Annotated in this window: 18 protein-coding genes; 3 read left to right on the forward strand and 15 right to left on the reverse strand. The window is 44.2% G+C overall.

Features of this window, described 5'->3' with window-relative positions:
- Window positions 1-76: 76 nt before the first annotated feature.
- From QY309_10080 to QY309_10095, 4 genes are read right to left on the reverse strand one after another with little or no spacing between them, the layout of a single operon-like run.
- Window positions 77-670, reverse strand: coding sequence for a hypothetical protein (locus tag QY309_10080; protein WKZ58216.1), 594 nt, complete (start codon window positions 668-670; stop codon window positions 77-79).
- A complete protein-coding gene (locus tag QY309_10085) occupies window positions 663-1976 on the reverse strand; it encodes a hypothetical protein (GenBank protein WKZ58217.1) in 1314 nt (437 codons plus the stop codon). The genes QY309_10080 and QY309_10085 overlap by 8 nt, the downstream gene beginning before the upstream one ends.
- Window positions 1977-2030: 54 nt before the next feature.
- The gene (locus QY309_10090; protein WKZ58218.1) at window positions 2031-3518 is read right to left on the reverse strand and encodes a hypothetical protein; all 1488 of its coding nucleotides are present in this window, start codon (window positions 3516-3518) and stop codon (window positions 2031-2033) included.
- Window positions 3499-4083, reverse strand: coding sequence for a sigma-70 family RNA polymerase sigma factor (locus tag QY309_10095; GenBank protein WKZ58219.1), 585 nt, complete (start codon window positions 4081-4083; stop codon window positions 3499-3501). Before QY309_10095 ends, QY309_10090 begins: the two co-directional genes overlap by 20 nt.
- 66 nt (window positions 4084-4149) lie before the next feature.
- Here QY309_10095 and QY309_10100 point away from each other — a divergent pair, with 66 nt between their 5' ends.
- Complete coding sequence (locus QY309_10100; GenBank protein ID WKZ58220.1) at window positions 4150-5427, forward strand: DUF5103 domain-containing protein; 1278 nt, start codon at window positions 4150-4152, stop codon at window positions 5425-5427.
- A 314-nt stretch (window positions 5428-5741) separates the two neighbouring features.
- On the opposite strand, the gene QY309_10105 is transcribed toward QY309_10100, so the two are convergent.
- The 9 genes from QY309_10105 to QY309_10145 form a co-directional block, all read right to left on the reverse strand.
- Window positions 5742-7244: a hypothetical protein gene (locus QY309_10105; GenBank protein WKZ58221.1), complete on the reverse strand. Its 1503-nt coding sequence runs from the start codon at window positions 7242-7244 to the stop codon at window positions 5742-5744.
- 15 nt (window positions 7245-7259) lie between these two features.
- The gene (locus QY309_10110; GenBank protein ID WKZ58222.1) at window positions 7260-8144 is read right to left on the reverse strand and encodes a hypothetical protein; all 885 of its coding nucleotides are present in this window, start codon (window positions 8142-8144) and stop codon (window positions 7260-7262) included.
- Entirely contained in the window at window positions 8134-8799 is a 666-nt protein-coding gene (locus QY309_10115) for a fibronectin type III domain-containing protein (GenBank protein WKZ58223.1), read from the reverse strand. Before QY309_10115 ends, QY309_10110 begins: the two co-directional genes overlap by 11 nt.
- Window positions 8800-9054: 255 nt before the next feature.
- On the reverse strand, window positions 9055-9351 hold the full coding sequence (locus QY309_10120; GenBank protein WKZ58224.1) for a hypothetical protein: 297 nt from the start codon (window positions 9349-9351) through the stop codon (window positions 9055-9057).
- 15 nt (window positions 9352-9366) lie between these two features.
- Window positions 9367-10542 carry an RHS repeat-associated core domain-containing protein gene (locus tag QY309_10125; GenBank protein WKZ58225.1) on the reverse strand — a complete coding sequence of 392 codons (1176 nt, stop codon included), beginning with the start codon at window positions 10540-10542 and terminating at the stop codon, window positions 9367-9369.
- Window positions 10543-11435: 893 nt separating this feature from the next.
- On the reverse strand, window positions 11436-11792 hold the full coding sequence (locus QY309_10130; GenBank protein ID WKZ58226.1) for a hypothetical protein: 357 nt from the start codon (window positions 11790-11792) through the stop codon (window positions 11436-11438).
- A 32-nt stretch (window positions 11793-11824) separates the two neighbouring features.
- Window positions 11825-12628 (reverse strand): CRISPR-associated endoribonuclease Cas6, encoded by an 804-nt coding sequence (locus QY309_10135; protein WKZ58227.1) that lies wholly within the window; start codon window positions 12626-12628, stop codon window positions 11825-11827.
- Between the two features lie 121 nt (window positions 12629-12749).
- Window positions 12750-13847 carry a redox-regulated ATPase YchF gene (gene ychF, locus QY309_10140; GenBank protein WKZ58228.1) on the reverse strand — a complete coding sequence of 366 codons (1098 nt, stop codon included), beginning with the start codon at window positions 13845-13847 and terminating at the stop codon, window positions 12750-12752.
- A gap of 117 nt (window positions 13848-13964) precedes the next feature.
- Window positions 13965-14330 carry a DUF3276 family protein gene (locus QY309_10145; GenBank protein ID WKZ58229.1) on the reverse strand — a complete coding sequence of 122 codons (366 nt, stop codon included), beginning with the start codon at window positions 14328-14330 and terminating at the stop codon, window positions 13965-13967.
- Window positions 14331-14503: 173 nt separating this feature from the next.
- Here QY309_10145 and QY309_10150 point away from each other — a divergent pair, with 173 nt between their 5' ends.
- A complete protein-coding gene (locus QY309_10150; protein WKZ58230.1) occupies window positions 14504-15412 on the forward strand; it encodes a DUF58 domain-containing protein in 909 nt (302 codons plus the stop codon).
- A gap of 2 nt (window positions 15413-15414) precedes the next feature.
- Here the strand turns inward: QY309_10150 and QY309_10155 are convergent, their stop codons facing one another.
- On the reverse strand, window positions 15415-15765 hold the full coding sequence (locus tag QY309_10155; protein ID WKZ58231.1) for a 4Fe-4S dicluster domain-containing protein: 351 nt from the start codon (window positions 15763-15765) through the stop codon (window positions 15415-15417).
- Window positions 15766-15859: 94 nt separating this feature from the next.
- Here QY309_10155 and QY309_10160 point away from each other — a divergent pair, with 94 nt between their 5' ends.
- Entirely contained in the window at window positions 15860-16870 is a 1011-nt protein-coding gene (locus QY309_10160; GenBank protein WKZ58232.1) for an acyl-CoA reductase, read from the forward strand.
- Here the strand turns inward: QY309_10160 and QY309_10165 are convergent.
- On the reverse strand, window positions 16867-24321 hold the full coding sequence (locus tag QY309_10165) for a gliding motility-associated C-terminal domain-containing protein (GenBank protein ID WKZ58233.1): 7455 nt from the start codon (window positions 24319-24321) through the stop codon (window positions 16867-16869). The genes QY309_10160 and QY309_10165 overlap by 4 nt on opposite strands.
- Window positions 24322-24328 lie beyond the last annotated feature (7 nt).

A 24328-nucleotide genomic window follows, 5' to 3' on the forward strand; every position in this document is an offset into this window, starting at 1 on the left:
AAATTGCCAAACCCATGTCATTAGTTTTCATTTATATTTAAAATGAATACCATTAAGTATTCTTATGCAAACCAAACTACCGAAGCCCAAAGCCGAGCTGAAAAATAAAGCGGTTTAAATCGTACTCACGTTTGGTGGTATTGCCACCCCAGGCACCAATGTTTTCTAATGTCGTTCGTGCAGCCTGGTACTTGTAACCGGCTTGTACCTGAATGCGCAGTTTATCCTTACCAATTCGGTAACCCAACATGGGATTAAAAGTGAAGCCGCCACGCTCTTTAAAATCAGAAGCCCACCACGGCTCAGGAGCTAGAAAACGGCCCCAGGCATAACCCGCATTGATTTGAAGAAAGAACGCATTACTGCGCTGCTCCCTATCGAAAATAATTCCTGCCATTAAAGGGAATAAACGCCAATCGTTGTACACATCCATTCCAACGCCTAACCCAACTTTCACGGTAGGGGTCAGTCTGGCGCCATGCATGGTCAGCATGCTCAACGTAAAATCCTTTCCTCGCGGACAATATCCGCAACCAATGAGTGCACCAGTTGTAAATTGATTGAAGTAGCGTTTATCGCTTACGATCAATGAATCCGTTTGCGCAAAACAGAATTTGCTTAAAGTCAGAATGCTTATTAACAAGCTATACCAGCGTACACGATTATTCATCCTGAACCTGGATATGGCTTAGCAGGGAAATATTATTCAAATCGCTATAATCGTATTGAAAAATTCCATCTTCACCAATAAGCATTAGGACGCCACCTAAAGGTATCGCATCATAGGCATGAATGTTTTTATAATGCTTGATCAGGTTCTGATCAATCTTCAACTTATCGGTAGCATCATAGATTTTCAAACCATCATCGCCATCGCAAATGAACAAAACCGGATCATCCACACCCAAACCATGCGGATTGTGCATAGGATATACCTTTACCAAGGAAGGTGAAGCCAGATTGGAAATATCCAGTACTTCCAACTGATTGGCAAATCCCTGGCATTGCGTACCTGACCGCAACGTTACATACGCATAGTCACCGCTTACCACAACCGGATCGCAGCTGTTGATATGTGAATAGGTAGATATTTTTTCTGGATTTTCAGGCGTTGCCAAATCATAGATATGCATGCCACTGCGCGCACCAATGAAGAGCTTATTGTCATACGGAAAAATGGTCTCAATATCCCACATCACGTACTGTGATGATTTCTTCTCGGGTGCAGATGCAATGCTGATGTCAGTAACATGAATATTACCACCATCCAGCATGTATAAATAATCGTTGCTGATGGTAAACCGCGCCATAGAACCACCAACACCGGTAGTATTGCCTGGTGCAATGGCCGCTTTTGAATCGAAGGAAGCTGCATTTGCCATGAACACACCACCTCCCCAACGGAAACCACCCCAGGTCTCAAACATTACGGGATAATCACAAGACGATTCCTCAGTTGTCACCTGCTTCTCTACCCAATCGGTAACCACACCCATTTCTGTACTTGCATAAAAGCCCAAGCTGTTATAGCTGATGAATATATTTTCCATGCGGGCGATTTCTTTTACCTGCTCCAGATTGGAGATATCCAATGCAACCAGGTCAATGTAACTATCGGCATAAAGGGTGGTATTGCGGATAGCCAGGTCATAATTACCCGGAATGGTAATAAAGCTTTTGGTTACCGGATTTTCAGGATCACGATTATCGATTACATGAATCCCTTCACCCGGCTGATTCACAAACAAATAACCATCTTTAAAATAAATTTTACCCAAGCCCTGAAGCTCACGGGGTGACTCCTGTTTAACACCTGCACGTATAGTGGCTAATGGGGTATAAACCGGTTCGAAATAGGTGTACGAAAAAGATTCTGTACATCGGTCATTGCAACCTTCAAGCAATATACTCAAGCCAAGTAAGGCGGAGAGAATAAGTAAGGCCAGCAGACGATTGGTTCGAACAACTGTTGTCATAGGTTTTGGGTTTTGTTAGGTTAGACCCTGTGCCACAACCAATGGTTGGAAGGTCTATTTAAAAATATATCGGAACCGCAACGCCACATCGTAGGTGATGGGTGATGCTTCAGCTGATACTTCTGCCTTATACATGGAATTCAGCGCATAACGAAACCCCGGGTTAACGGCAATCCTATACCGGTCGGAGAAACGGTAGCTGAATTCTGTGCCAACCAACCCGCTAAACAACACGGGGCGGTAAGGTGAATCTTCACCCGACCCTTGCGAAACCTTGGAGACATTGTCGCTGTCGGGTGTCAGGGTGTTTACAATAAAAATGTCAGTAGCCACACCCCCGTTAACCTGTATGGCAAATTTCCGGTCGACCAATACATAACCAAGCTGTGTTGGCACGCTGATGTATTGCAAATTACTGTTTACGCTATACGGGCTGGTGGTAATGGCATAGTTGGCAGGCCCGTTAGCAAAATCATTCAATGAAGCTTTTAATGAAGCCGATTCCATCGAAGCAATGTTGGACATGTAAGAAGCGTTTTGTGTCAGGTAGCTGATACCGCCTTGCAACACCAACCGATTGGTGATTTTACCGCCCACCTGCACCCCAAACGAAAAACTGCTTCCTGTAGAAGGGTTGCTGTCCATGCTGCTCGTTGAACCGCCTAAACTATTCGATTGAATCATGGTACCGTTGCCGGAATTTGGATTGAATGTTCCCGCACCAAACGCCACGGAGGTCCATAACTCTTCTTGTCTGGATTTCTTTTTGTCTTCCTCCGCATACTTTTTCTCCTCATCTTTTAATTTGGCCAACAATACCATACCTGGATCAGCGGTTGATTCACTTTCCTTTTTGGCAATGACCAACTCCGGATTATTTACTACGATGAGTGGTGGTAATTTTCTGCTATTCAGAATTTTATCGTTATTCTGAGCGACTAATACTTCGGACGATTTTTTGATCTCTTCATCACGCTTATTTTCATAGGCATCATTTTCGGCCAACAGTTTCTCGTCAAGGGCACTTGAATTATTCTGACTACTTCCGGAAATATCAATTTGCTGATCGGTTTTAATGTTAGTTTTTATGTTAGTGCCCGACTTTTGAACTCCGGTTACTTCTGTTTGATTATTTGTTGCTTCCAGCATCTGATTACTTGACAGCGATGCATCAGGTGTTGAGGAGTTGGAAGCGACTGAAGAGGTGGCCGGTGTTTCTGATGGTACGCCATCCGTATTGGCCGCACCGGGATTTTCGTTCGAACCCGGAACAATATCCTGCTCTTGTTGGACAGACTCGTTTTGAGCGATCTCGTTGTTGCGCTCGGGCGCTACCTGCAGGTAATAAACCCCGGCTACACCCATTGCAAAGATCAGTGATGCGGCCGCAAGCATCTGGTAAAACAACATGCGTTTCTTCATCTTGCCCCCGGCAGCACGCTCAAGGTCAAGTTCAACGTTCGTCCAAACGGCATCAGACGGACTTACCTCCGCCCCCTCAAAGGCATCGCTCCACTTCTTCTCAAAATCTCCCTTCTCCATATGCTTTGTACTGTTTTGATTCTGCTTTTAGTTTTTCCTGTAAGAGGGCTCTTGCACGGGCAAACTGCGACTTGGAAGTTCCTTCAGAGATTCCCAGCATCTCTGCAATTTCTTTATGGCTGTATCCTTCAATAGCAAATAGGTTGAATACAATCTGGCAACCCTGTGGCAGGGATTGAATCATGGCGAGCAACTCGGTAAAGTGCAAGCCGGACAGACTCTCGGGTGCTTCCTGGTGATCGGTTTTTTCAATATCCACCATCGGATACAGGTAAAGCTTTTTACGATGGTGGTTGAGGGCCGTGTTCACCATAATTCTCGTCATCCACGTTTCAAGTTTAGCGTCTTGCCTAAAACCATCTAAACCCTGAAAAACCTTAACAAAGCCCTCTTGTAATATGTCTTCAGCCTCCGCTGTTGATTTCGAATACCGAAGACAAACCACCATCAGTTTCTTGCAAAAACGGTCGTACAAAGCCCGCTGAGCAGCCCTGCTCCCTTTGCGGCAACCTTCAATAAGCTCCTTTTCATTGAGCATGCTCCCGATATAACGGCCGTTTTGCATGATTAGACACCCACTCGCAGTAAAAAGTTGGAGGGGGTAAAGATTATTATTTTAGTTTTAAAGCAAATGAAGAAATACGCTTTTATCCTGCTCCTGTTTAGTGCTTGTACCCCAATTCCTTATGGCAGTACAGGCTCAAACACAACCAAAAACCTGCTTTTAACCGATTACGTGTACGAGGCAAACATTAAAACGGTTCGGCTTTTCCGGGCAGAAAATGATCCTTTTAGCCAACAATTTCCGGCTGTGGCCCGAATCGGGCAAACCAACCTCATTTTGGAGTTTGACGACCTGCATACGGAACGGGATAATTACTACTTCCGGATTATTCACTGCAACCAAAACTGGACGAAGTCATCGCTGATGGATCTGGACTTTTTAACCGACTACAACGAATTCCCCATCAATAATTTTGAATTTTCATTGGATACGTGGATACCCTATGTGCACTACTGGGCACAAATGCCATTAGTAAAACTTCCGGGCAATTATGTGGTGGTCGTGTATCGTGGTTCTGATAAAGAAGACATTATCCTAAGCAAGCGCTTTATGGTCTACGATCCGCGTGTGGTGTTTCTTCGTGATGGAGGAATCATGAGTTCAGGTGTTTCAGCGGTGCGTAATCAGCAAATCAATTTTACGTTGAACTATAAGAATATTGAACTTATCAATCCCATAGAAACGGTTAATGTTACCGTTCGACAAAATCAACGGTGGGATAACCTGGTACAGGAAGTTAAGCCAGCCTTTGTACGGGAGAATGTGCAGGAACTGGAGTACCGGTTCTTCGATGAGAAAAATATGTTTAAAGGTGGCAATGAATTTCGCTTTTTCGATTTACGATCACTCATTTATCCAGGAAGAAACGTGGCGTATATGGACAAGAACCGATCACCTTGGGTGGCTTACATTGAAAAAGATAAGAATCGTTCCGATGAAGCTTACTCGCAATACCCGGATTACAATGGAAATTATTTAATCGATAACTACGACTACCGGAGAGTGAATGCAGCGAATTATGTAAACGTAGCCTTTACCCTTTCTTCTCCCCCGGTTGATGGGGAGGTGTTTGTTACCGGTGCCTTTACGCAATGGAATCAAGGCCGCGAAAATAAAATGCAATACGACTCGGCTAAACGCGAGTACACTACATCTGCCCTATTGAAACAAGGCTGGTACGATTACCAGTACGTAGTCAAATCAAAAACATTACCCCCCTGGCATTTTGAAGGAACGCATTTCCAAACCGAAAATTTATACGAGGTATTTGTTTACTACCGGTCGTTTCAACCTTTGGCAGATCTGTTGATCGGGTACCAGGTGTTTAGTGAGAATGGGAGGTGAGGTATTTTTTTTAATAACCCGTTGATCAACGGTCGAATATTCCGCGCCATGCGCGGGCTGCATTTCAATCACTCCTTAATCTTTGGCGCGGTGTAAATTAAAATCAATTACCCCGACCTCACGGTCGTGGCTATCGAGATGTCGCCCTTACAGGGCTCATGACATTAAAAACAGAATTGACAACAACAAAGCTCCGTAGGAGCGGCATTTCATTAGAACAACAAAATAAATTGTATTTGTGTCGACTACGACCTACCCATGAAATGCACAATTGCTTGCGACACATACGCACGCCCACGGAACAAGGTGATTAATCACTTTTTAAAATAATACAAATCAAATCCCGCCTTTTTGAAGGATGGAATTACTACGATTTCACTTTCAGGAAAAAGAAACTGTTCAAACGACACTTGCTTCTCCAGTTTCTCTTTAGCCTTTTTCTCCATGAAGGCGTATGACTTCCCCACTCTTACGGTTCTAAAGGGGGAAATGCCCGGAACATCTTCATGAATTTTGGGCTTACCGGTCAAAACACCTGCATCATCAATCGTGTAGGTTACATTGGTCGACTTTAAGCCAATAACCAATTCATGCTTATCCTCACCCGGGCGAAAGGCAATGTCCCGATCGTATGGCAATGCGTGTACCCTGAAAAATTTATCATCGGTGAGTTCTGTGCGTTCCGATTCCTGCAATTGCCAAACGGGGTTTCCGTTCAGGTCAAACTTGTGTATGTAGAAGCCTTCGTATTCGGATGCTACATTTTTAAAAGGCTTGGGCCCTAATAAACCAAAGGCGTAAAAGCTTTTTGTTTTTTCATCAAGCAACAGATTTGCAAATGCCACATCGGTTAGGTTATTACGGGTTGTAGTAGAAGTCATACCGCCTGCTCCGCCAGGCCCGGCACCCGGAGTGGTTGATGTAACGGATGCAAATGTTCTGTCATAGTTAACAATGTCTTCAAATGACGCTGATTGCGGCCAGTACACATAACTCATCCGTGTGAACTTGTTCTTCAGGGTAATACCAAACTTCATGGTGCGTTTTATTTCGCCCTCGGCATTAAAGGTTACTACCTGAAAATCGTTTTTGCCAAAATCAGGGTACGTGGTTTTGGAAGCCAGGTAATGCTCCTCCCGTACGCTGCCCATGTAAAACCAGAAGGAGGTATTTTCATCCGCCAAAACAGCGGGCACATTAAGGGTAATGGTTTTGGATGAAAAATCAGTATGACTGAAACGTGTCAACAACAATTTTTCCTCTGCTTTCTTTTTAGGATGCCTTTCATCGCCATTTTGGGATGTGAGGTAATACAGGTATTGATCATCACAAAAGATTGATAGCAATGACTTACCAAGTTGTTGTGGTTTATCAGACTTAAATTTTCGGACAGTACCCTTCAGATCAATCTGGGTAATTTGAGGTTCATATTTGCCAAATCCACTAAGCGTACCCATTTCCAAGGTATAGATATACTCGCCATTTGGTGTAGCCATCAATTTGTCTATATCAAGCTTATCGTAAAGTGGTTTTATTTCGATTGACCATACTTGTTCCCCGCTTTGATTATACCGGATAAGTTTCTTTGGTTGCTTGCCAACAACCCTTGGCCTATCGGTTTTAAGCACAAAACCTGATGTAAAGTGAAGGGTTTCAACCACTTCCTCGTAAGGCTTCAGGTCAACCCGGGTGTGTTTGTCCTGTGCGTTTAGGGATGGTGCGATAAATACAAATAACATGAGGTGTATTAACGCATGCTTTATAAACCACATAGGCACATAGCGTACATAGTTGATCATGTCTATTCTTCTGAACATCGTCATTCGTCTCTTTTATAATTTTCGCTTTAGCCGCACGCTGTCGGCATAATTATTTTCCTGAAAGGTGAATGGAAAACTGGCGTGAATTTCCGCATCGGTAATGGTAAACACCGAACCGTGTAACAGGTTATGGCCGAATGCATCCATTACAATTTCATTTACGTTTTCGGGATTGTAGTAATACCAACGCCCTACATTTATCCATGCCTGTAATTCCACCTCACCGCTGTTGCCATTATTAAGCGGGATGAACTCAACTGTTTTGAACGCTGCCCCTAAAATACTGTCGGCATCAAGGGTAATATTAAATAACCCTTTCTCAACAATGCCTAAAGCGGGAATTGATTTGTACCGGTAACCTTCATACACGCGCACCTGCGAGGCAGAAGATTCTTTTAACACCACCACCTGTACGTTGGTATGTCCCTCCAACTCAAGCGTGGCAGTTGGATTGCTCCCATCGGCTTCAACTGAAAACCAGAGTTTGGCGTAATTGAAGTGATCAGTAAATAAGGCGTTGGTGATGGCTCCGCTTAAATCAGCTGCGGAAATATCCGTGCTTCGCAGTACGTAGTTCATACCATCTACGGTGAGGTAGCCAACAATCATATCCAACTGAACAATGAGTTTGAAGGTACCGGTTGAGCCTACGAAGGTTCCTTTGTAAACCCCCGTGGCTTTGTTGTCATCTGCAGGTTTGGCTGAGGCCTGGTCTTCAATTTCAATTACCGGCTCGGGCTCGGGTTGCACTTTTTCGGTGTTGCAACTAAAAAGGAATACCGACAATACTAAAACCAAGCAGGCAGATTTCGCTCCATCACTCACCCTACCCGTCCGCCTGCCTACCGCAGGCAGGCTCGCATGACGATTTTGATATTGAATTGAACTACTCATCATAAAAAATAAGGTTTTCAGTAATGGCAGAGGCATACGCGCGGCAATAGGTATCACCCACATCAACCCAGGTAAAGGAAAAGTTGCCGGTGCCTGACTGTATGTTCATTACATTGGTATCGCCCTGCCATTGCCAGGTTCCATTGGTAAATTCTGATCCAAACAGGAAAGCATTATAGTTACCGTTACTGTTGAAGTACAGGTCAAATAAAATAATGCTGCCCACATCCGACTTTACTTCGTCTCCCAACCACAGGGTGTTGTACAACAGTGTTTTGTTGATGGGCCGTACCGGAGCAATGCGCGAGTTGGCTGTTTCGCCCAGGCTATTGCCGGCCCGCACGCGGTAGAAATACTTTTTATCTGCGTTGAGCCCGGTAACATCATGCGAAGTACCGGTTACCTGTTTGGCGGCATAGCCCGCTAACGGCACAGTAAACTCTACGTTTTCACTTACCTCCAGCACGTAAAACTTTGCACCGGTTACAGCTTGCCAGTTGGCGGTAAAGGAGGTGCCGGTTACGGCAGTAGCTGAGGCAATCTCGGGTGCTTCCGTGAGTTCAACATCGGGGTCGCCCTCTTCCGAGCAGGAGATGGTTAGTGTAATGGCACTAACCAACAACAAACTGCAAACAATTCTTAATTTATCTTTTATCATACACTCTAATTCGTTCCTTTCATTTATAAACATTTCTTCTTTTCGTTCTCTTTAACATCAGAGTCCCCTGCCTGCGGCAGGCAAGTCTGCGAGTGACTCTGATGAGGTGTTATACACTCAATTCATCCTTTCATTTTATAAACTTTCAAAACTTTCATTCGACTTACCTTAACACTCATTTACACCTTAGAGTCCTCTACCCCGCCTGCCTGACGTTAGGCAGATAGGTAAGTCTTGAGTAACTCTGATGGGGCTTTAGAGTTTTAGCAGAAGAGCTGATAATCCAATGCACGTCAAAGCAAAAATGATATTTTGATAATCCATCGATTCAATTTTGTTCTTTACAATAACAATTATTATAGTGATGACCAAAATTAGAATACTAATGACCATTGATACTAGCTGTGAACCAACCATAATCATTACTCCTATTCCTGACTGTCCATCAAAGTGCTTCGTTGCCTCAACTGATCTCAGTTCATACTCTGACCAAATTGTAATAACAAAAGCTACTAATAAGATAATCGATAAAATTATTTTAAAAACTCTCATGCTCAATAACATTACTTATTCTCCTTGCTTAGTTCTTGCTCTCTCGGCTTCACGTAATATTGCAACTACTCCTTTTCTATAAATTTTCTCAGCCTCACGTTGCAGTTTATTACCTGAAACATCATTGATAAACTTTTGAGTATCCCCATCATTAAATATCGTAATGTTACTCCCTTGGTTCTGCTGATTTGATTTCCAATTTTTCCATAATGCTAACATCCCTATGAATGTTTTTTGACCTTGCAATGCTGCAATTGTTTCACCAGACATCTTACCTGTTCTCCATGGAGTTTCTATTCCTAGTTTTTCTGCCGTTTCTCCCTTTAAAGCTCTATTTACTCGTTCTACCATTTTAATATCAGCTTGTAACGTTCTAACATCTTCAACATAACCTTGAGATGGACCTCCAATTTTGACAGCTTCAGAATATTCAATATCATGAGCCTTAGCAATCGCGTCAGCAATATCAATAGGTTGCCAACTAAAATCATAGTCGAATCCATTTCCTTGTTGGGTAATGGAGCCACCTCCTGAATATAGCCCATGGGTCTGAGCAGATGCAACTGCGCTATTTCTTTCCAGGTCCCACCTTTCTTTGAGTAACTCACCGCTAGCATTTATAAATTGATGTAGGACTCCTTCACCTCGTGGACCATGCCCACCTGCGTTGTATCTACCTGCAGGAGTTCCTCCATGAGCAGCCAATTCATTCTCACTCATTTTATAATACACATAGTCTTCGGTGTGGATTATAGCTCCATTTCCTGCTACAATATGTACACGTCTTACGTACTCCAATCCATCCAAATCAATTCCGTCAATCGGTCGGTTAGAAGCAAATTGATAAGGCGTTAGCATCGGGTAACTTTTCGTGAGCGGATCCACACTTAAAAACTTACCATAGCGCGGGTTATAAATTCTAAAGCCGTAGTCATAGCTGGTATCGCCCCAGGTGTTTTCGGTGTCTTTTTCTTTGCCGTTAAAGCCGTAGCGGTAGGCCCCGGCCCCCTCCTCACCTCCCCCGCTGTATGTGCGGCCGGGCATTTCGCTGCCAAAGGCATAGTAGTCGGTAGCGGCTACAATTTTGGCAAAGGCGCTGTCAGGCGAGATGTTGATGTTGTCGGTTACCACGCTCAGCACGTTGCCCAGGTGGTTGGTGAGTTCGTAGTGTTTAAAGTCAAGTGTTTGCATTCTCATCTAAACATAAAGAAAAAAAAACAAGATAGATTTCACTCTTCTCAAAAAAATTATAGTGTCGAAATACAACGTTTTGTACACCTTATAATTATCAGATTCACAGCTAATTGTCACCATAACGATTTCAATTCAAAATTTGGTCTAGTATAAAGCTACTGGATGAAATAGTACAATTTACCAGTTAAAAAGCCATAAAGTTCTCTAGGTTTGGCATCTAATTTAGGACTCAATGGTTTGTAACACGGATGCACATCTACAGATTAACAGGAGAGTCTTCCGCGCCATGAACAGTCTTGCATTTCAATCACGCATCATCTTTGGTGCGGGATAAATTAATAATCATTAGCCCCGACCTCACGGTCGTGGCTATCGAGATGTCGCCCTTACAGGGCTCTTAACCTAAACAGAATTTAATCAACAGCATCAATACGGCTATAGATACAAAGCTCGGTAGGAGCGACATCATAATAGAAAAGAAAATTAACATTAACGTGTCGACTGCGACCTACCCATGAAATGCGCCATTGCTTACAACACGGATGCACGCCTTTAAATCAGGCGAACAATACACACTCATTCATCTTCTTAACATCAGAGTCCTCTTCGAGTGACTCTGATGGGGTATTATTCATTTTTTCAATATTCTGTATTTTAGGAATTTCAGTGAAGCGGTAGCTAAAACAAATGATGAGAAATATAGTATTCTATCAAGATTTATCTGATTGCCTTGGACGATCACAACAACTAGTGCCATTAAGGTCACTACTGAAATAGGAACTAGGAGTAATAAGAAAAAATTAATAACTCTTATTAGAGCCTCTCTATTCATTTTAGTCTTCAATTATTTATTCGGACCATTCGTCCTATCTCTCCGGCTACAGGGACATTTACTGCTCAATTGCCTTATAAATTAGCTCGCGCCCTGCATCTCCATATAAGCTATAATTCCATTCATTTTCATTACGAATTAACACTTGAACATACTTTGGATCATCCCATTTTACAGTTCCTAAATGTGCTAGAAAGGACGCAACATCGAAATGATTGTAGGAACCTATATAAATAGGACCGATAATACTTTTAGTTCCACCATACCATGCTGTAAAAGGTTCAACATTGACACTCTCCACAGAACGAATGTCCAAGGACAAATTCCTATAGCTAAATGAGTTTACTTCCCTAATTCTTTCCTCTTCATCTTCCGAGCCTGAAAAAACCAGAATAACTGTAGTCACAAAACTCATAATGATATTGGAAATTCAAATTATTGTTTTCGCTACGCATACACCGCATCATGCTGCGAGTTTTGCTTCAGGGAGGAATCTCCCCCGGCAATGTCGAGCATGCCAAAACCTTTGTGGCAGAAATAGCCGAGGCCATTTTCATACACGAAGCGTTGCACCTCAGGCGCGGCATACAGGGTGAATGGGAATGTATACCCACGCACTTCAAATTTTACATCGTTGTCATACAACGGATAAATGCGGGCGAACTTTTTACCGGCTGCCTGCAGGCGTTGTAAATACCCAGGGTCGGGTACCAATTGGAATTTATAAAATGAAGCAAGCTGCTCTGGTGTAAACTTACCGGTTTGCTCCATGCGTGCAATAGTAGAATCGTATAACAGGTCGGAGAACTCATCACTTTCCGGGGAGATGAACTTCTTGCCCTGCTCATTATTGAAGGACGTCATAATGGGCACAATGGGTGATATACACAAAAACTTGGCTTCAGTTTGAATGGTCACTGGCAACTCTTCTTCAATAGAGTCCGGCACCAGGTGCAGGCTGCCAATCATGATGTCCTTTTGCTCAAACAACTGGGCTGTGAAGTAGCTCATAAACTCGCGGTCGCCACAGGCAAACACGAGGGTAACTTTTGAGGAATAGAAATGAAGTCCTTTACGGCTGATTTTCGTTTGGCCTTTGAGTCCGGAAAAGTTGAATTGTGTATATGTCTGGTAGGACTTATCCGGACCAAACATCAGCAGCCCTTTAATAAACTGAGCCAATAAATATTGGTGGTGAAACGGCACGTATGCCCCCCTGTTCTTAAGCGAAAAAATAATCCTGGTTCTCAAGCGTCAAAAAATAAATGGGGTTAAAAAATACAAAACCTCAAACCCCGCTTCAACCTGATAATGAGCGGATTATAAAGCTACGAAAAAGTAAAAAATCAGGAAAGAATGATGTAAGGAATATTTACACATTGAAGCGAAAATGCATGATATCGCCATCGGCAACCACGTATTCCTTGCCTTCAATGGCCATTTTTCCGGCTTCGCGACAACCCGCTTCAGTTTTATACTGCTGATAATCAGCCAATTTGATAACTTCTGCCTTAATGAACCCCTTTTCGAAATCGGTATGAATTACCCCGGCCGCCTGAGGTGCCTTCCACCCCCGTTTTATCGTCCAGGCCCGAACCTCTTTCTCCCCAGCTGTGAAATAGGTGATCAGGCTGAGCAGACTATACGATGCACGGATCAGTTTAGCCAAACCGGACTCATCAAGTCCATATTCTTTCAGAAAGGTTTGGCGGTCTTCTTCGCTTTCCAACTCAGCAATCTGGGCTTCAATGGCGGCTGAAATAATAACCACATCAGCGCCTTCGGTTTTAACCAATTCACGAAGGGCATCTACGTGTTTGTTTCCGGTGAGCACCGAGCCCTCATCCACGTTGGCTACGTAAACCACCGGCTTTGCGGTAAGCAGTTGAAGGTCCTCGATAGCCTTTTTGTCTTCTTCACTTACCTCAACGGCACGGGCATTTTTACCTGCCAACAACGCCTCTTTATACAGACTGAGGGTACCTAATTCTTTCTTTGCTTTTGCATCGCCACTTTTGGCAATCTTCTCAAGCCGGTTAATCTTCTTTTCAACTGATTCTAAATCCTTAAGCTGTAACTCAGTGTCAATGATCTCTTTATCGGCAACGGGATTAACCCTTCCATCAACGTGCACAATGTTGTCATTATCGAAGCAGCGCACCACGTGAACGATGGCATCTACTTCGCGGATGTTGGCCAGAAACTGATTACCCAACCCCTCCCCTTTGCTCGCTCCTTTTACAAGTCCTGCAATGTCAACAAACTCAATGGTTGTCGGGATAACTTTTTGGGGATTAACCAATCCTTCAAGCACCTTTAAGCGCGGATCAGGAACGGAGATTACCCCCACGTTTGGCTCTATGGTACAAAAGGGGAAGTTTGCAGCCTCGGCCTTGTTATTGGAGAGCGCATTAAACAAGGTTGATTTTCCGACATTCGGCAATCCTACGATTCCACATTGCAAGCCCATAGTAAGCGGTTTAAAAAATTAAGCCGCAAATATAGCAGGAAGGCTCTAACGGGACACCGGAACTATAAAAAAAGCCCTCCGGTATCGAAGGGCTTTGTCGTATAGGTTATAGGTTGTTTAATCCCATTTAAGTTCACCATCTTGCGATGTTTTGGCGGATGGCGCTACTGCTTCCTCACCTTCATGGTGTTCGTGAACATGATCAAACTGATCGAAATCTACATCCGGGAGCAACTCCTTTTTAACGTGATTTACGGTGTTTGTCAGGGCTTCCATGAACTTGTTAAAGTCCTCCTTGTACAGAAAAATCTTATGCTTTTCGTAGGTAAACCCATCTTCCTTAAACCGTTTTTTACTTTCGGTGATGGTGAGGTAGAAATCGTTTGAGCGGGTCGACTTCACATCAAAAAAATAGGTTCTTTTACCGGCTTTTACTTTCGCAGAGTAAATCTCATCTCTGCCATTAGTCTTGTTCTCTTCCACAATCCTGCAGGTTTAAAGGTTGGTTTAGGTGATTTTTATCGTGTTAATATAGTATTTTGGATGGTTATTGCAAACTAAGCCAACCACCTGAAAATTTCTGAGTCCGCTTAAATCCATTTATATAAGCCAAATGGCCAGTTTTTTTAACCTTACAAATTTGCCCCAACACTGAAATGAAATTGAATCTGAATGAAATACGCCCCTCCGGCAATCTTGAACTGCTGGCGCGCCAGTTGGTAGAAGGCTTTATTACCGGTTTGCACAAATCGCCTTACCACGGATTTTCAGTCGAGTTTGCCGAACACCGCCTGTATAATGAAGGGGAAAGTACCCGCCATATCGATTGGAAAGCCTACGCCCGAACCGACAGGTTGTATACCAAGCAGTATGAAGAAGAAACGAACCTGAGATGCCTGATTGCCATCGACACTTCCCCCTCTATGTTCTACCCAGCTGATTCGTATGCAAAAATTCGGTTTAGTATAGTAGCCGCATCTGCCCTCGCGTATATGCTCAACATGCAGCGCGATGCGGTGGGGTTGTGCCTGTTTTCAGATACCATTGAAACGCTCACCCCGATAAAATCTACTCCTTCACACCTCGATAAACTGCTCATCCAGTTAAGTGGCCTTCTTGGCAGAAAACCGGGCAAGCAATCCACCAACGTGGCGCAGGTGCTACACGAAGCCGCTGAGAAGATTCACAAGCGTTCGCTGGTGATCTTATTTAGCGACATGTTTGATGGCGATCAGAACAGTACGGAAGAAATCTTCAAGGCACTCCAGCATCTGAAACACAACAAGCATGAAGTAATTGTATTTCATGTATTGGATTACGAAACCGAACTGGCATTTACCTTTGACGACAGGCCAATCGAATTTATTGACCTGGAAAGCAATCAGAAATTAAAGCTAAACCCGGCTGATGTGCGCGAAACGTACCAACAGGAAGCAAACCGGTTTTATGAGCAACTCAAAATGCGCTGCCACCAGTATAAAATTGATTTTGTAAAAGCCGATGTACGGGATGATGTCAATACCATCCTCCAAACCTACCTGATCAAGCGGGCTAAAATGCGTTGAGATCAGGCTTCAGCATGCAAGTATGCCTTGCGGGCAGCCAGCACTTCTTTTGACTCCACATGATCCGGATCGGGCACACAGCAATCTACAGGGCAAACAGCTGCACATTGGGGCTCTTCATGGAAGCCTGTACACTCGGTACACTTGCCGGAAACAATATAATAGAACTCATCTGAAACCGGCTGTTGTGCTGTCTTGGCATCGATAACCGAGCCATCTTCCAGTTTTACCTCGGTTAATTTGGTGCCGCCAGCCCAGTTCCACTCGCGGCCGCCTTCATATATTGCTGTATTGGGGCATTCAGGTTCGCATGCTCCACAATTGATACACTCGTCTGTAATTTTAATAGCCATGATTGAGTAATTTCGCGCGTTAAAAATCCGGTGGTAAAAGTAATCTTCAAAATGTTAATCATCAAACACAACCGGCCATTCAAAAGTTTATAACATGACCCAGGAAAAACAACTTTCTGCTTTTGTTCAATTAGGGGATTTCATTCGTAACCTTGATCATGAAACCCTGACGCAACTGTCGAGAGAAGCTGCCAACGAAAACCCTTGGTTTACAGAAGCCAATGTCCGGTTAGCCCTTTCAGGCATCCAACAAAATCTTACCAAAGAAAATCTGAATCAATGGACTTCGCAATATGATTTTAGTCAGGTATCTTCCAAAACAATAGGCCTTGTCATGGCCGGCAACATTCCATTGGTTGGGTTTCATGATCTGCTCGCTGTACTCATCAGCGGCCATAGAGCGATAGTTAAACTAAGCTCCAAAGATTCGAAGCTGATCAAATTTCTACTGGAAAAACTTTTTATTATTGAACCCGATCTTCGGGCATCTGTTACCATTCAACAGCAAGCGCTTGCAGGTTTTGATGCTGTTATTGCCACAGGAAGTGATAACACCGCAAGACACTTTGAATATTACTTTAGAAACGTTCCCAACATTGTCCGCAGAAACAGAACCTCATGCGCCATCCTTACCGGAAAAGAATCGCAGGTAGAACTCCAAAGGCTGGGTGAAGATATTTTCTCATACTTTGGATTGGGCTGCCGTAATGTTTCCAAACTTTTCGTACCCGATAGTTATGATGTAACCAACCTGTTTCAGCCCTGGAATGATTTTGAGCCGATCATTCATCATCATAAGTACGTCAACAATTACGATTACCAGAAATCAATTCTACTCGTTAACAAGGAAACATTTCTCGATAATGGATTCGTATTACTGCAAGAATCAGAAAGGCTGGTATCCCCCATTGCCGTGTTGTACTACCAACGATACACTTCCCTCGAGGAGATAACTAACCAGCTAAAGGTTATGGAAGAAAAAATTCAGTGCGTTGTTGGTCATGCACCTCCGGCTACCATTCCATTTGGGCAGGCGCAGCATCCTGCCTTATGGGATTATGCTGACGGAGTTGATACAATGACTTTTCTTACTTCTATTCGCTAAGGTTTCACACCTCGCAGAATTTCAACCCAACCTGTAAACACCTGTCCATCAGCTTGCAGGCGGTAGTAGTACACACCATCCGATTCATCGCCACCATTCCACGCGTTATCGTTGGTATAGTTGTTCGATGAAAACACCTGCTTACCCCAACGGTTGGAGATGATTAGTCTGGCACCTGTACCCGGTAAATTGCGGATGGTAAATGTATCGTTATGCCCATCACCGTTTGGTGTAAAGATGTTCGGAATAAATATATCCGTATCGAGCGGTATATCAATTTCAACCACCACTTCACAACCTAACGCATCCCTCACAGTGACTTCATACTTACCCGCATAAAGACTATTTAATTGAGCCTCCATACGCAGTGATGACGGATCACGATTTACCACCGTGAAATCCTGGAAGAAAAACTGATTACCGAATATGGGTTCAGTCAGCTCTACCTTAATCTCATAATCCTCTTCACCACTCTCTTGCAAAATTACGCGCATAGATCCCGTAGGAAGATCCGGATAGGATTCCATTATATTTTCAAAATCAGAAATACCCAGTGCTGAGGCAGGACCTGAAATAGTAAAGGACTGGAAATCGGTGGATACCACACAACCATTCAATGCTGTTTGATCCTGTATAATGCGCAATTGATAGCTGCCATCCACCAGGCTACCGATCGTGTATGCATCCAATGCTTCCAGGAAAGTAATGTTACCGGTAAGCGGAATACCATTTGAAACAAGTTCGTACGTATAGTCTACAGCGGGAGCACCTGTGATGTTGCTCAGTACAATGCCGCCACCTTCACCAAAACAGATTTCGTTATTTGCCGCACCTGCAAAGCTTACTTCAAACACTCCACTTATGGTTAATGGTCCTATTTTCGTAGGACATTGCGCACCTAATGAGCGCAACCATACAAAATAATCACCATTGGATAAGTTTGGAACAACTACGGTTAACCCACCGGCTGCTGTAAAGTCACCCGATGTGGGTACAAACAATGGATCTGTTGTAACTGCAAACTCATACGTGCCTACATCCAACAAGGTAATGACTATACTTCCGTTTGTGCCGCCTGAGGTACAATCTGGGTTATTGATTACCGGTGGTGCCGTATTCACAAAACCAGGGAATGAAACAGTACGCGGGAAAGATTGTTGACAACCAGCATTATCGGTTACAACAAAGTTGTAGTTACCCGCTGCCAGATTACTGAACACATTTCCGGCAGGAAGGCCAACCGGAACCTCTGAACCAACAGGACCAAACAGGAAGGTGTACGGTCCACCATCGCCACCGGCAGGTAAGGTGTTGATCGTTATGGACCCATCATTATTGTTACAGGTGGCTGGTGATGCAGTAAGATCAGCCGTAATCTGCGGATTGGTATCATTGATCGTTACCGTTACCGTAGCAGGACATTGATCCGATGCATCATCGCGAATCAGCACGGGATACGTTCCGTTAGGCGGAAGCGTAGTGATGGTTTGACCCGACAGGAAAGTAATCCAGTTGGTACCATCCAATGAATATTCAAAAGGCGAGTTGCCGCCAGCAGTAACTGTAAATATGGCCTGACCAGTTGGCTGACCAAAACACAAGGCATCTACAAAATCAGAAGCGGTAGCTTGAACAGTAGTTTGAACATCCAAGACATAAGGCTGTTGACAAACATTACCTACAACATCTTCAATACGGTACTCATAGGTATCAGGCGATAACCCGGTGAACGTATATACGCCTGATGGTCCAACCTGTGTAAGTGTGCCAGCGGTTCCGATAAGTTGAATAATATAATTACCGGCTGTTAAGCCAACAATATCCAGTGTAATGACACCATCATTCTGGTTGCTGCAAGATGGACGCTGTGTTTGTGCATCAACAACTGTAATCGTATAGGCAAAACAATTCAATCCTCCACATCCTACGGTTGCATTTGGCACGGTAAACGTGGCTGTGTTGGTACAGCCTAATAAAACATCTTCCACAATAATGGTGTAGCTGCCATGCACCACGGCACTAATATCTTCTGTTGCTGCTGTAAATCCAGATGGACCAGACCAGGTAATGTTGTAAGGCCCAGGAGTTCCTCCTATGGTTACATCCAATGCACCGTTGAAGGGTGCCGTGCACCTGTCGTTTGCGGTTGCGCTAACTAAGTTAATCGTAACCGTGGTGGCATTTTGCGGAACGGTTAACACAAAACTGTTGGAACAACCAATGTTCGTATCTTCTACCACAAGTGTATAATCACCGGGTTCAAGACCCGAAATATCTTCAGAAGTAGAGACAAACCCACTCGGGCCTGTCCAATCAAAATCATAAGGGCCGGCCGTTCCACTTACTGATGTTATTTCAATCGCACCGTTAAATGGCGCAAGACAATTTGAATTAGGCGTAATGTTTTGCGTAATGGAAATTACAGGAGCAGCATTCGGAACAGTAATAATTTGAACCGACTGACAACCTAAAATCTGATCCTCAGCCGTAACTTCATAATCACCGGGTTCCAAATCGGTAATGGTTGCTCCAGTTCCTATAAAGCCATTCGGGCCTGTCCACGAAAAATCAAACGGCCCGGCTGTTCCACCACCACTGACTGTAATGGCTCCATTGAATGGCGCGATGCACGTTGAGTTACTGGTTACATTGTCAACACTTATCGTCACAACTGGTGTGTTATCACCCACAGTAAATGTTACAGTAGTCTGGCACCCCAAACCGGTATCGGTAACGGTTACGTCATAATCACCATGAACAAGCGCTGTAATATCCTCATCAGCAGAGTCAAAACCATTCGGTCCATCCCAATCGAACGTGAACGGCCCCGGAGTTCCGGAAACTGTAATGTTCAATGCACCGGTAAACGGAGCAATGCAAGTGGTATTCGGAACAGATGAATCTAATGTAACCGTGATCGGAGGCGTGTTGTCTCCAACCGTTAATACATAAGAGTCCGTACAGCCATTGGTCTGATCTTCTATGATTACGGTATAATCACCTGAGCGAAGATCGGTTATGGTTGAGCCTGTCCCGATGTATCCGAAAGGACCTGTCCAATCAAACGTATACGGGCCGGGGGTTCCTCCAGCGGTAATGTCTATAGAACCGTTAAACGGTGCCAGGCAGTTTGAATTATCAACAATGGTTTGCGAAGTAATGGTAATGGTTGGTGTATTATCGCCAACAGTAAACACGGCATTCACCGAACAGCCTAAACCGGTATTGGTAGCGGTTACCATATAATCACCATGTTCAATTGCGGTGATGTCTTCACTGCTGGATGTAAAACCATTCGGGCCTGTCCATGAATAGGTATAGGTTCCGGCTGGTGAAGCTGTTATCAATATCGCCCCATTGAAAGGTGCGGTACAGGATGAATTATCGTTAATAGCATCAGCAGTTACTGTAATAACAGGAGCATTGTTGCCTACATTAAAGTTTCCTACAACCGCACAACCAGTAGTAGTATTTGTTACGGTTACACTATAGGCACCGGATTCAAGCGCAGAGATATCCTCGGCTGTTGATGTAAATCCGTTTGGCCCATTCCACTGGTACGAATAAACACCTGCAGGTGATACCGTAATCAGAATTGCTCCATTGAACGGTGCACTGCAACGATCGTTATCCACAACAGTTGATGCACTAATGGTTGGTAATGTAGCTGTACTCCCTACAACAATATCGGTGCTGATTGAACAACCGGAAGGAACATCAGTAACGACAATGGTATACGTCCCATCCTGAATACCAGAAATATCTTCCGTTGAAGCTGAGAAACTACTCGGGCCCGTCCAGCTAAACGTAAATGGTCCGGCTGAGCCAGCTACGGCAATGTCAATTGCACCTGTAAATGGAGCAACGCAAGCACTATTATCCGTTACAACCGATGTAAGGGAAAGCGTTGGTGCATTATCCAGAATAATCACGCTTGTAGTTTGAACACAACCCGATGCCGTATGGGTTACGGTAACATCATAGGTACCAGGTTCCAATGCTGAGATGTCTTCCGTACTGGCAATAAAACCATTTGGGCCTGACCAATCAAAAGTGAATGGTCCGGCTGAACCATTCACCGTCAAATCAATTGAACCATCAAAAGGAGCCGCACACTGAATATTATCAATGGAAGTTGTTGCCAAAGTAAATACTGGACGAATATCCCCTACCGTTATGGTAGTGCTTACCGCACAACCTGATGATGTCTCGGTGACCGTAACATCGTAATCACCGTTTTCCAATGCGGTTATGTCTTCGGTTATTGCCGAAAACCCATTCGGGCCACTCCACAAAAAAGTAAAAGGTCCGGCTGAACCGGCTACGGTAATATCAATCGCACCATTAAATGGCACAACACAACGATCGTTATCTGTTACAACAGAAGTGATTGTAAGCGTAGCGGTGGCATCCGGAACGTTGATGGTCGCCAATACCTGGCAGCCGCTTGTATTGTCGGTAACAGTTACATCGTAATTCCCTCCGATCAACCCTGAAATATCTTCCGTGCTTGCGCTAAATCCGGAAGGGCCTGTCCAGCTAAACGTAAACGGCCCGGCCGAGCCGGCAACTGTTAAATCGATGGAGCCATTTGGTGTACCGCACTGCGAATTGGGAACGACAACCTGAGAAAGTGATAGCACAGGAGCGGTATTTCCAACAGAAACATTAAGTGTTGCAGTACAGCCGCTGGTATTGTCAGTTACCAGTACTGAATAGTTTCCATCCTGAAGCGCTGTTAAGTCTTCCGTATTAAAGGGGCCATTAGGTCCAGACCAGTCAAATGTAAACGGTCCTGCTGAACCGGCAACAGTTAAATCAATCGCTCCATTGAATGGTGCAATACAACGGCTGTTATCCGTAACCACTGAACTCAGGCTTAATGTTGGTGCTGTATTATTGATGGTGATGTTCGCAGAAGCTGTGCAGCCGCTGTTATCATCGGTAACCAGAACGCTGTACACCCCATCCTGCAGATTGGATAAATCTTCTGTAGCATAAGGACCACCCGGACCAGTCCATGCAAATGTAAACGGACCGGCAGAACCGGCAACCGTCAGGTCAATGGCACCATTAAAAGGCGCCACACAACGGCTATTATCAGTCGTTACTGAACTCAGCGTAATGGTTGGTGAAATGTTGTTGATGGTTACGTTTGTGTTTGCAGTACAACCGCTTGGCACATCCGTTACCGTAACAGAATAAATGCCGTTCTGTAAATCCGTTAGATCCTCTGTGGCGTAAGGGCCACCCGGGCCAGACCATGCAAACGTAAAAGGTCCTGCTGAACCAGCTACTGAAAGATCAATAGATCCATTAAAAGGTGCTACACATCGGCTGTTATCTACCGAAGTTGAGCTCAATACAATCACAGGTGTTGCATCATTTACAGTAACATTTGTCGTTGCTGTACAACCGCTTGGCACATCCGTAACAATTACGGAATAATTGCCAGGCTGAAGATTTGCCAAGTCCTCAGTTGTATAGGGACCTCCGGGGCCTGACCAATCGAAGGTAAACGGACCGGCAGAACCCGCAACCGTTAAATCAATTGCGCCATTGAAAGGCGCAACGCATCGGCTGTTATCTGTTACAACCGTGGATAGGTTGAGCGTTGGAGCAACATTGTTAATGGTAACATTGGTTGTTGCAGTACAACCACTGTTATCATCGGTGACAATCACCGTGTATACGCCATCATCAAGATTAGCAAGGTCTTCCGTTGAATACGGACCACCTGGCCCAGACCAGTCAAACGTAAAGGGCCCTGCAGAACCAGCAACCGTCAAATCAATGGCGCCATTAAAAGGTGCTACACAACGGCTGTTGTCGGTAACAACTGTACTTAACACTAACGTTGGTGCAGCATTGTTAACGGTTATAGTGGCAACAGCAGTACACCCCGTACCGGTATCTGTAACCAATACGTCATAATCTCCATCCACCAAAGTGGTAATATCCTCCGTACTTGCCGTGAATCCACTTGGACCATTCCACAAAAATGTAAAAGGTCCGGCAGAGCCGGCAACGGTTAAATCAATGGCCCCATTAAACGGAGCGATGCAACGGGTATTATCCGTAACAACACTGGTTAACGTTAGCGTTGGTGTAGCATCACCAACATTGAAGTTCTCAACAATAAAACAGTCGCTATTGTCATCCGTAATCGTGACCTGGTAAGCACCTGTTTCAAGTGCGGTAATGTCTTCTGTGCTGGCGAGAAATCCATTGGGACCTGTCCAGTCAAATGTGAATGGACCGGGGGAACCCGCTACGGTTAAATCGATAGCACCATTAAAGGGCGCAATACAACGGGAGTTATCGGTAATTACTGCTGTCGCTGAAAGTGTTGGTGTATCATCTCCTACCACGAAGTTAGACGTCACAATACAACCACTTGGCTGATCTGTTACTTCAACGGTATACGTTCCATCCTCAAGTCCCGAAATGTCTTGGGTAGATGCAGAAAAACCATTGGGTCCTGACCAGTCATAAAGGAAAGTCCCTGCGCTACCCGATACAGAAAGGTCAATTGCACCATTGAATGTAACACAACTCGAGTTATTCGAGATGTTGGCACTTAATACCAACGCAACAATATCAGTTGTGATGGCCCCATTCATAATACGCGGAGTACACACACCCAAACGAGCCTCAACGGCCAGAATATCACCGTCAGTAAAATTGCCAGATGGAACCGGAATACTGATTGGTCCGCCTGTACCGATCACAGTTGGTATACCAACTGAGGCACCGTTTACAAGAACTTCATATGTTACTCCGGATTCTGAGCCCGACAAATTAACAACAGCATCCCCCCCTACACAAACAAGCTGAGTACCTGAATTGCTTACATTTTGTAAAGCCGGTTGTGGATCGGTTACTGAAATCGGACCTAATGCGAATGTACAATTTGAGCCATCGTCTGTTACGGTTAGCGAATAGTTTCCTCCTGCCAAGCCGCTGATATCTTCCGTGTTGGCTGTGAAGCCACTTGGACCCGTCCATGCATATATGTAACTTCCTGTTCCACCACTCAATGATACATTTATTTGACCGTCTGGTGCACTGCAGCTACTATTGTTAACGGGGTATCCCGGATCAATTGATCCAGTTATTACGGGCGAATTCCCAATAAGTACGAAAGTGTTAAAGTTTGGATTAGAGATGTCGCCATCTGGGATTGAAAGCAAATAATTATCTTGTCGAAGTCCTGTAATGGTAACCGGAACTCCAACATCCAAAAATCCTGTTTGAATATCACCGAAACCTATCCCAAAAATAAAATATTGAAGTTCCTCAACACCACTGGTAACTGTTAATCGAAAAGAACCATTGAATGAACCTCCACATGAATTCTTAACCTGATCAATAACTACTACTGCTTGGCTGTATGAAGCCAAGGATGATAGTGTCAACAACAAAAAAGCTATATTTCTAAGAGTACTCATCCCAAAA

The organism is Cyclobacteriaceae bacterium (genome assembly GCA_030584025.1).
GTDB lineage: Bacteria > Bacteroidota > Bacteroidia > Cytophagales > Cyclobacteriaceae > UBA2336.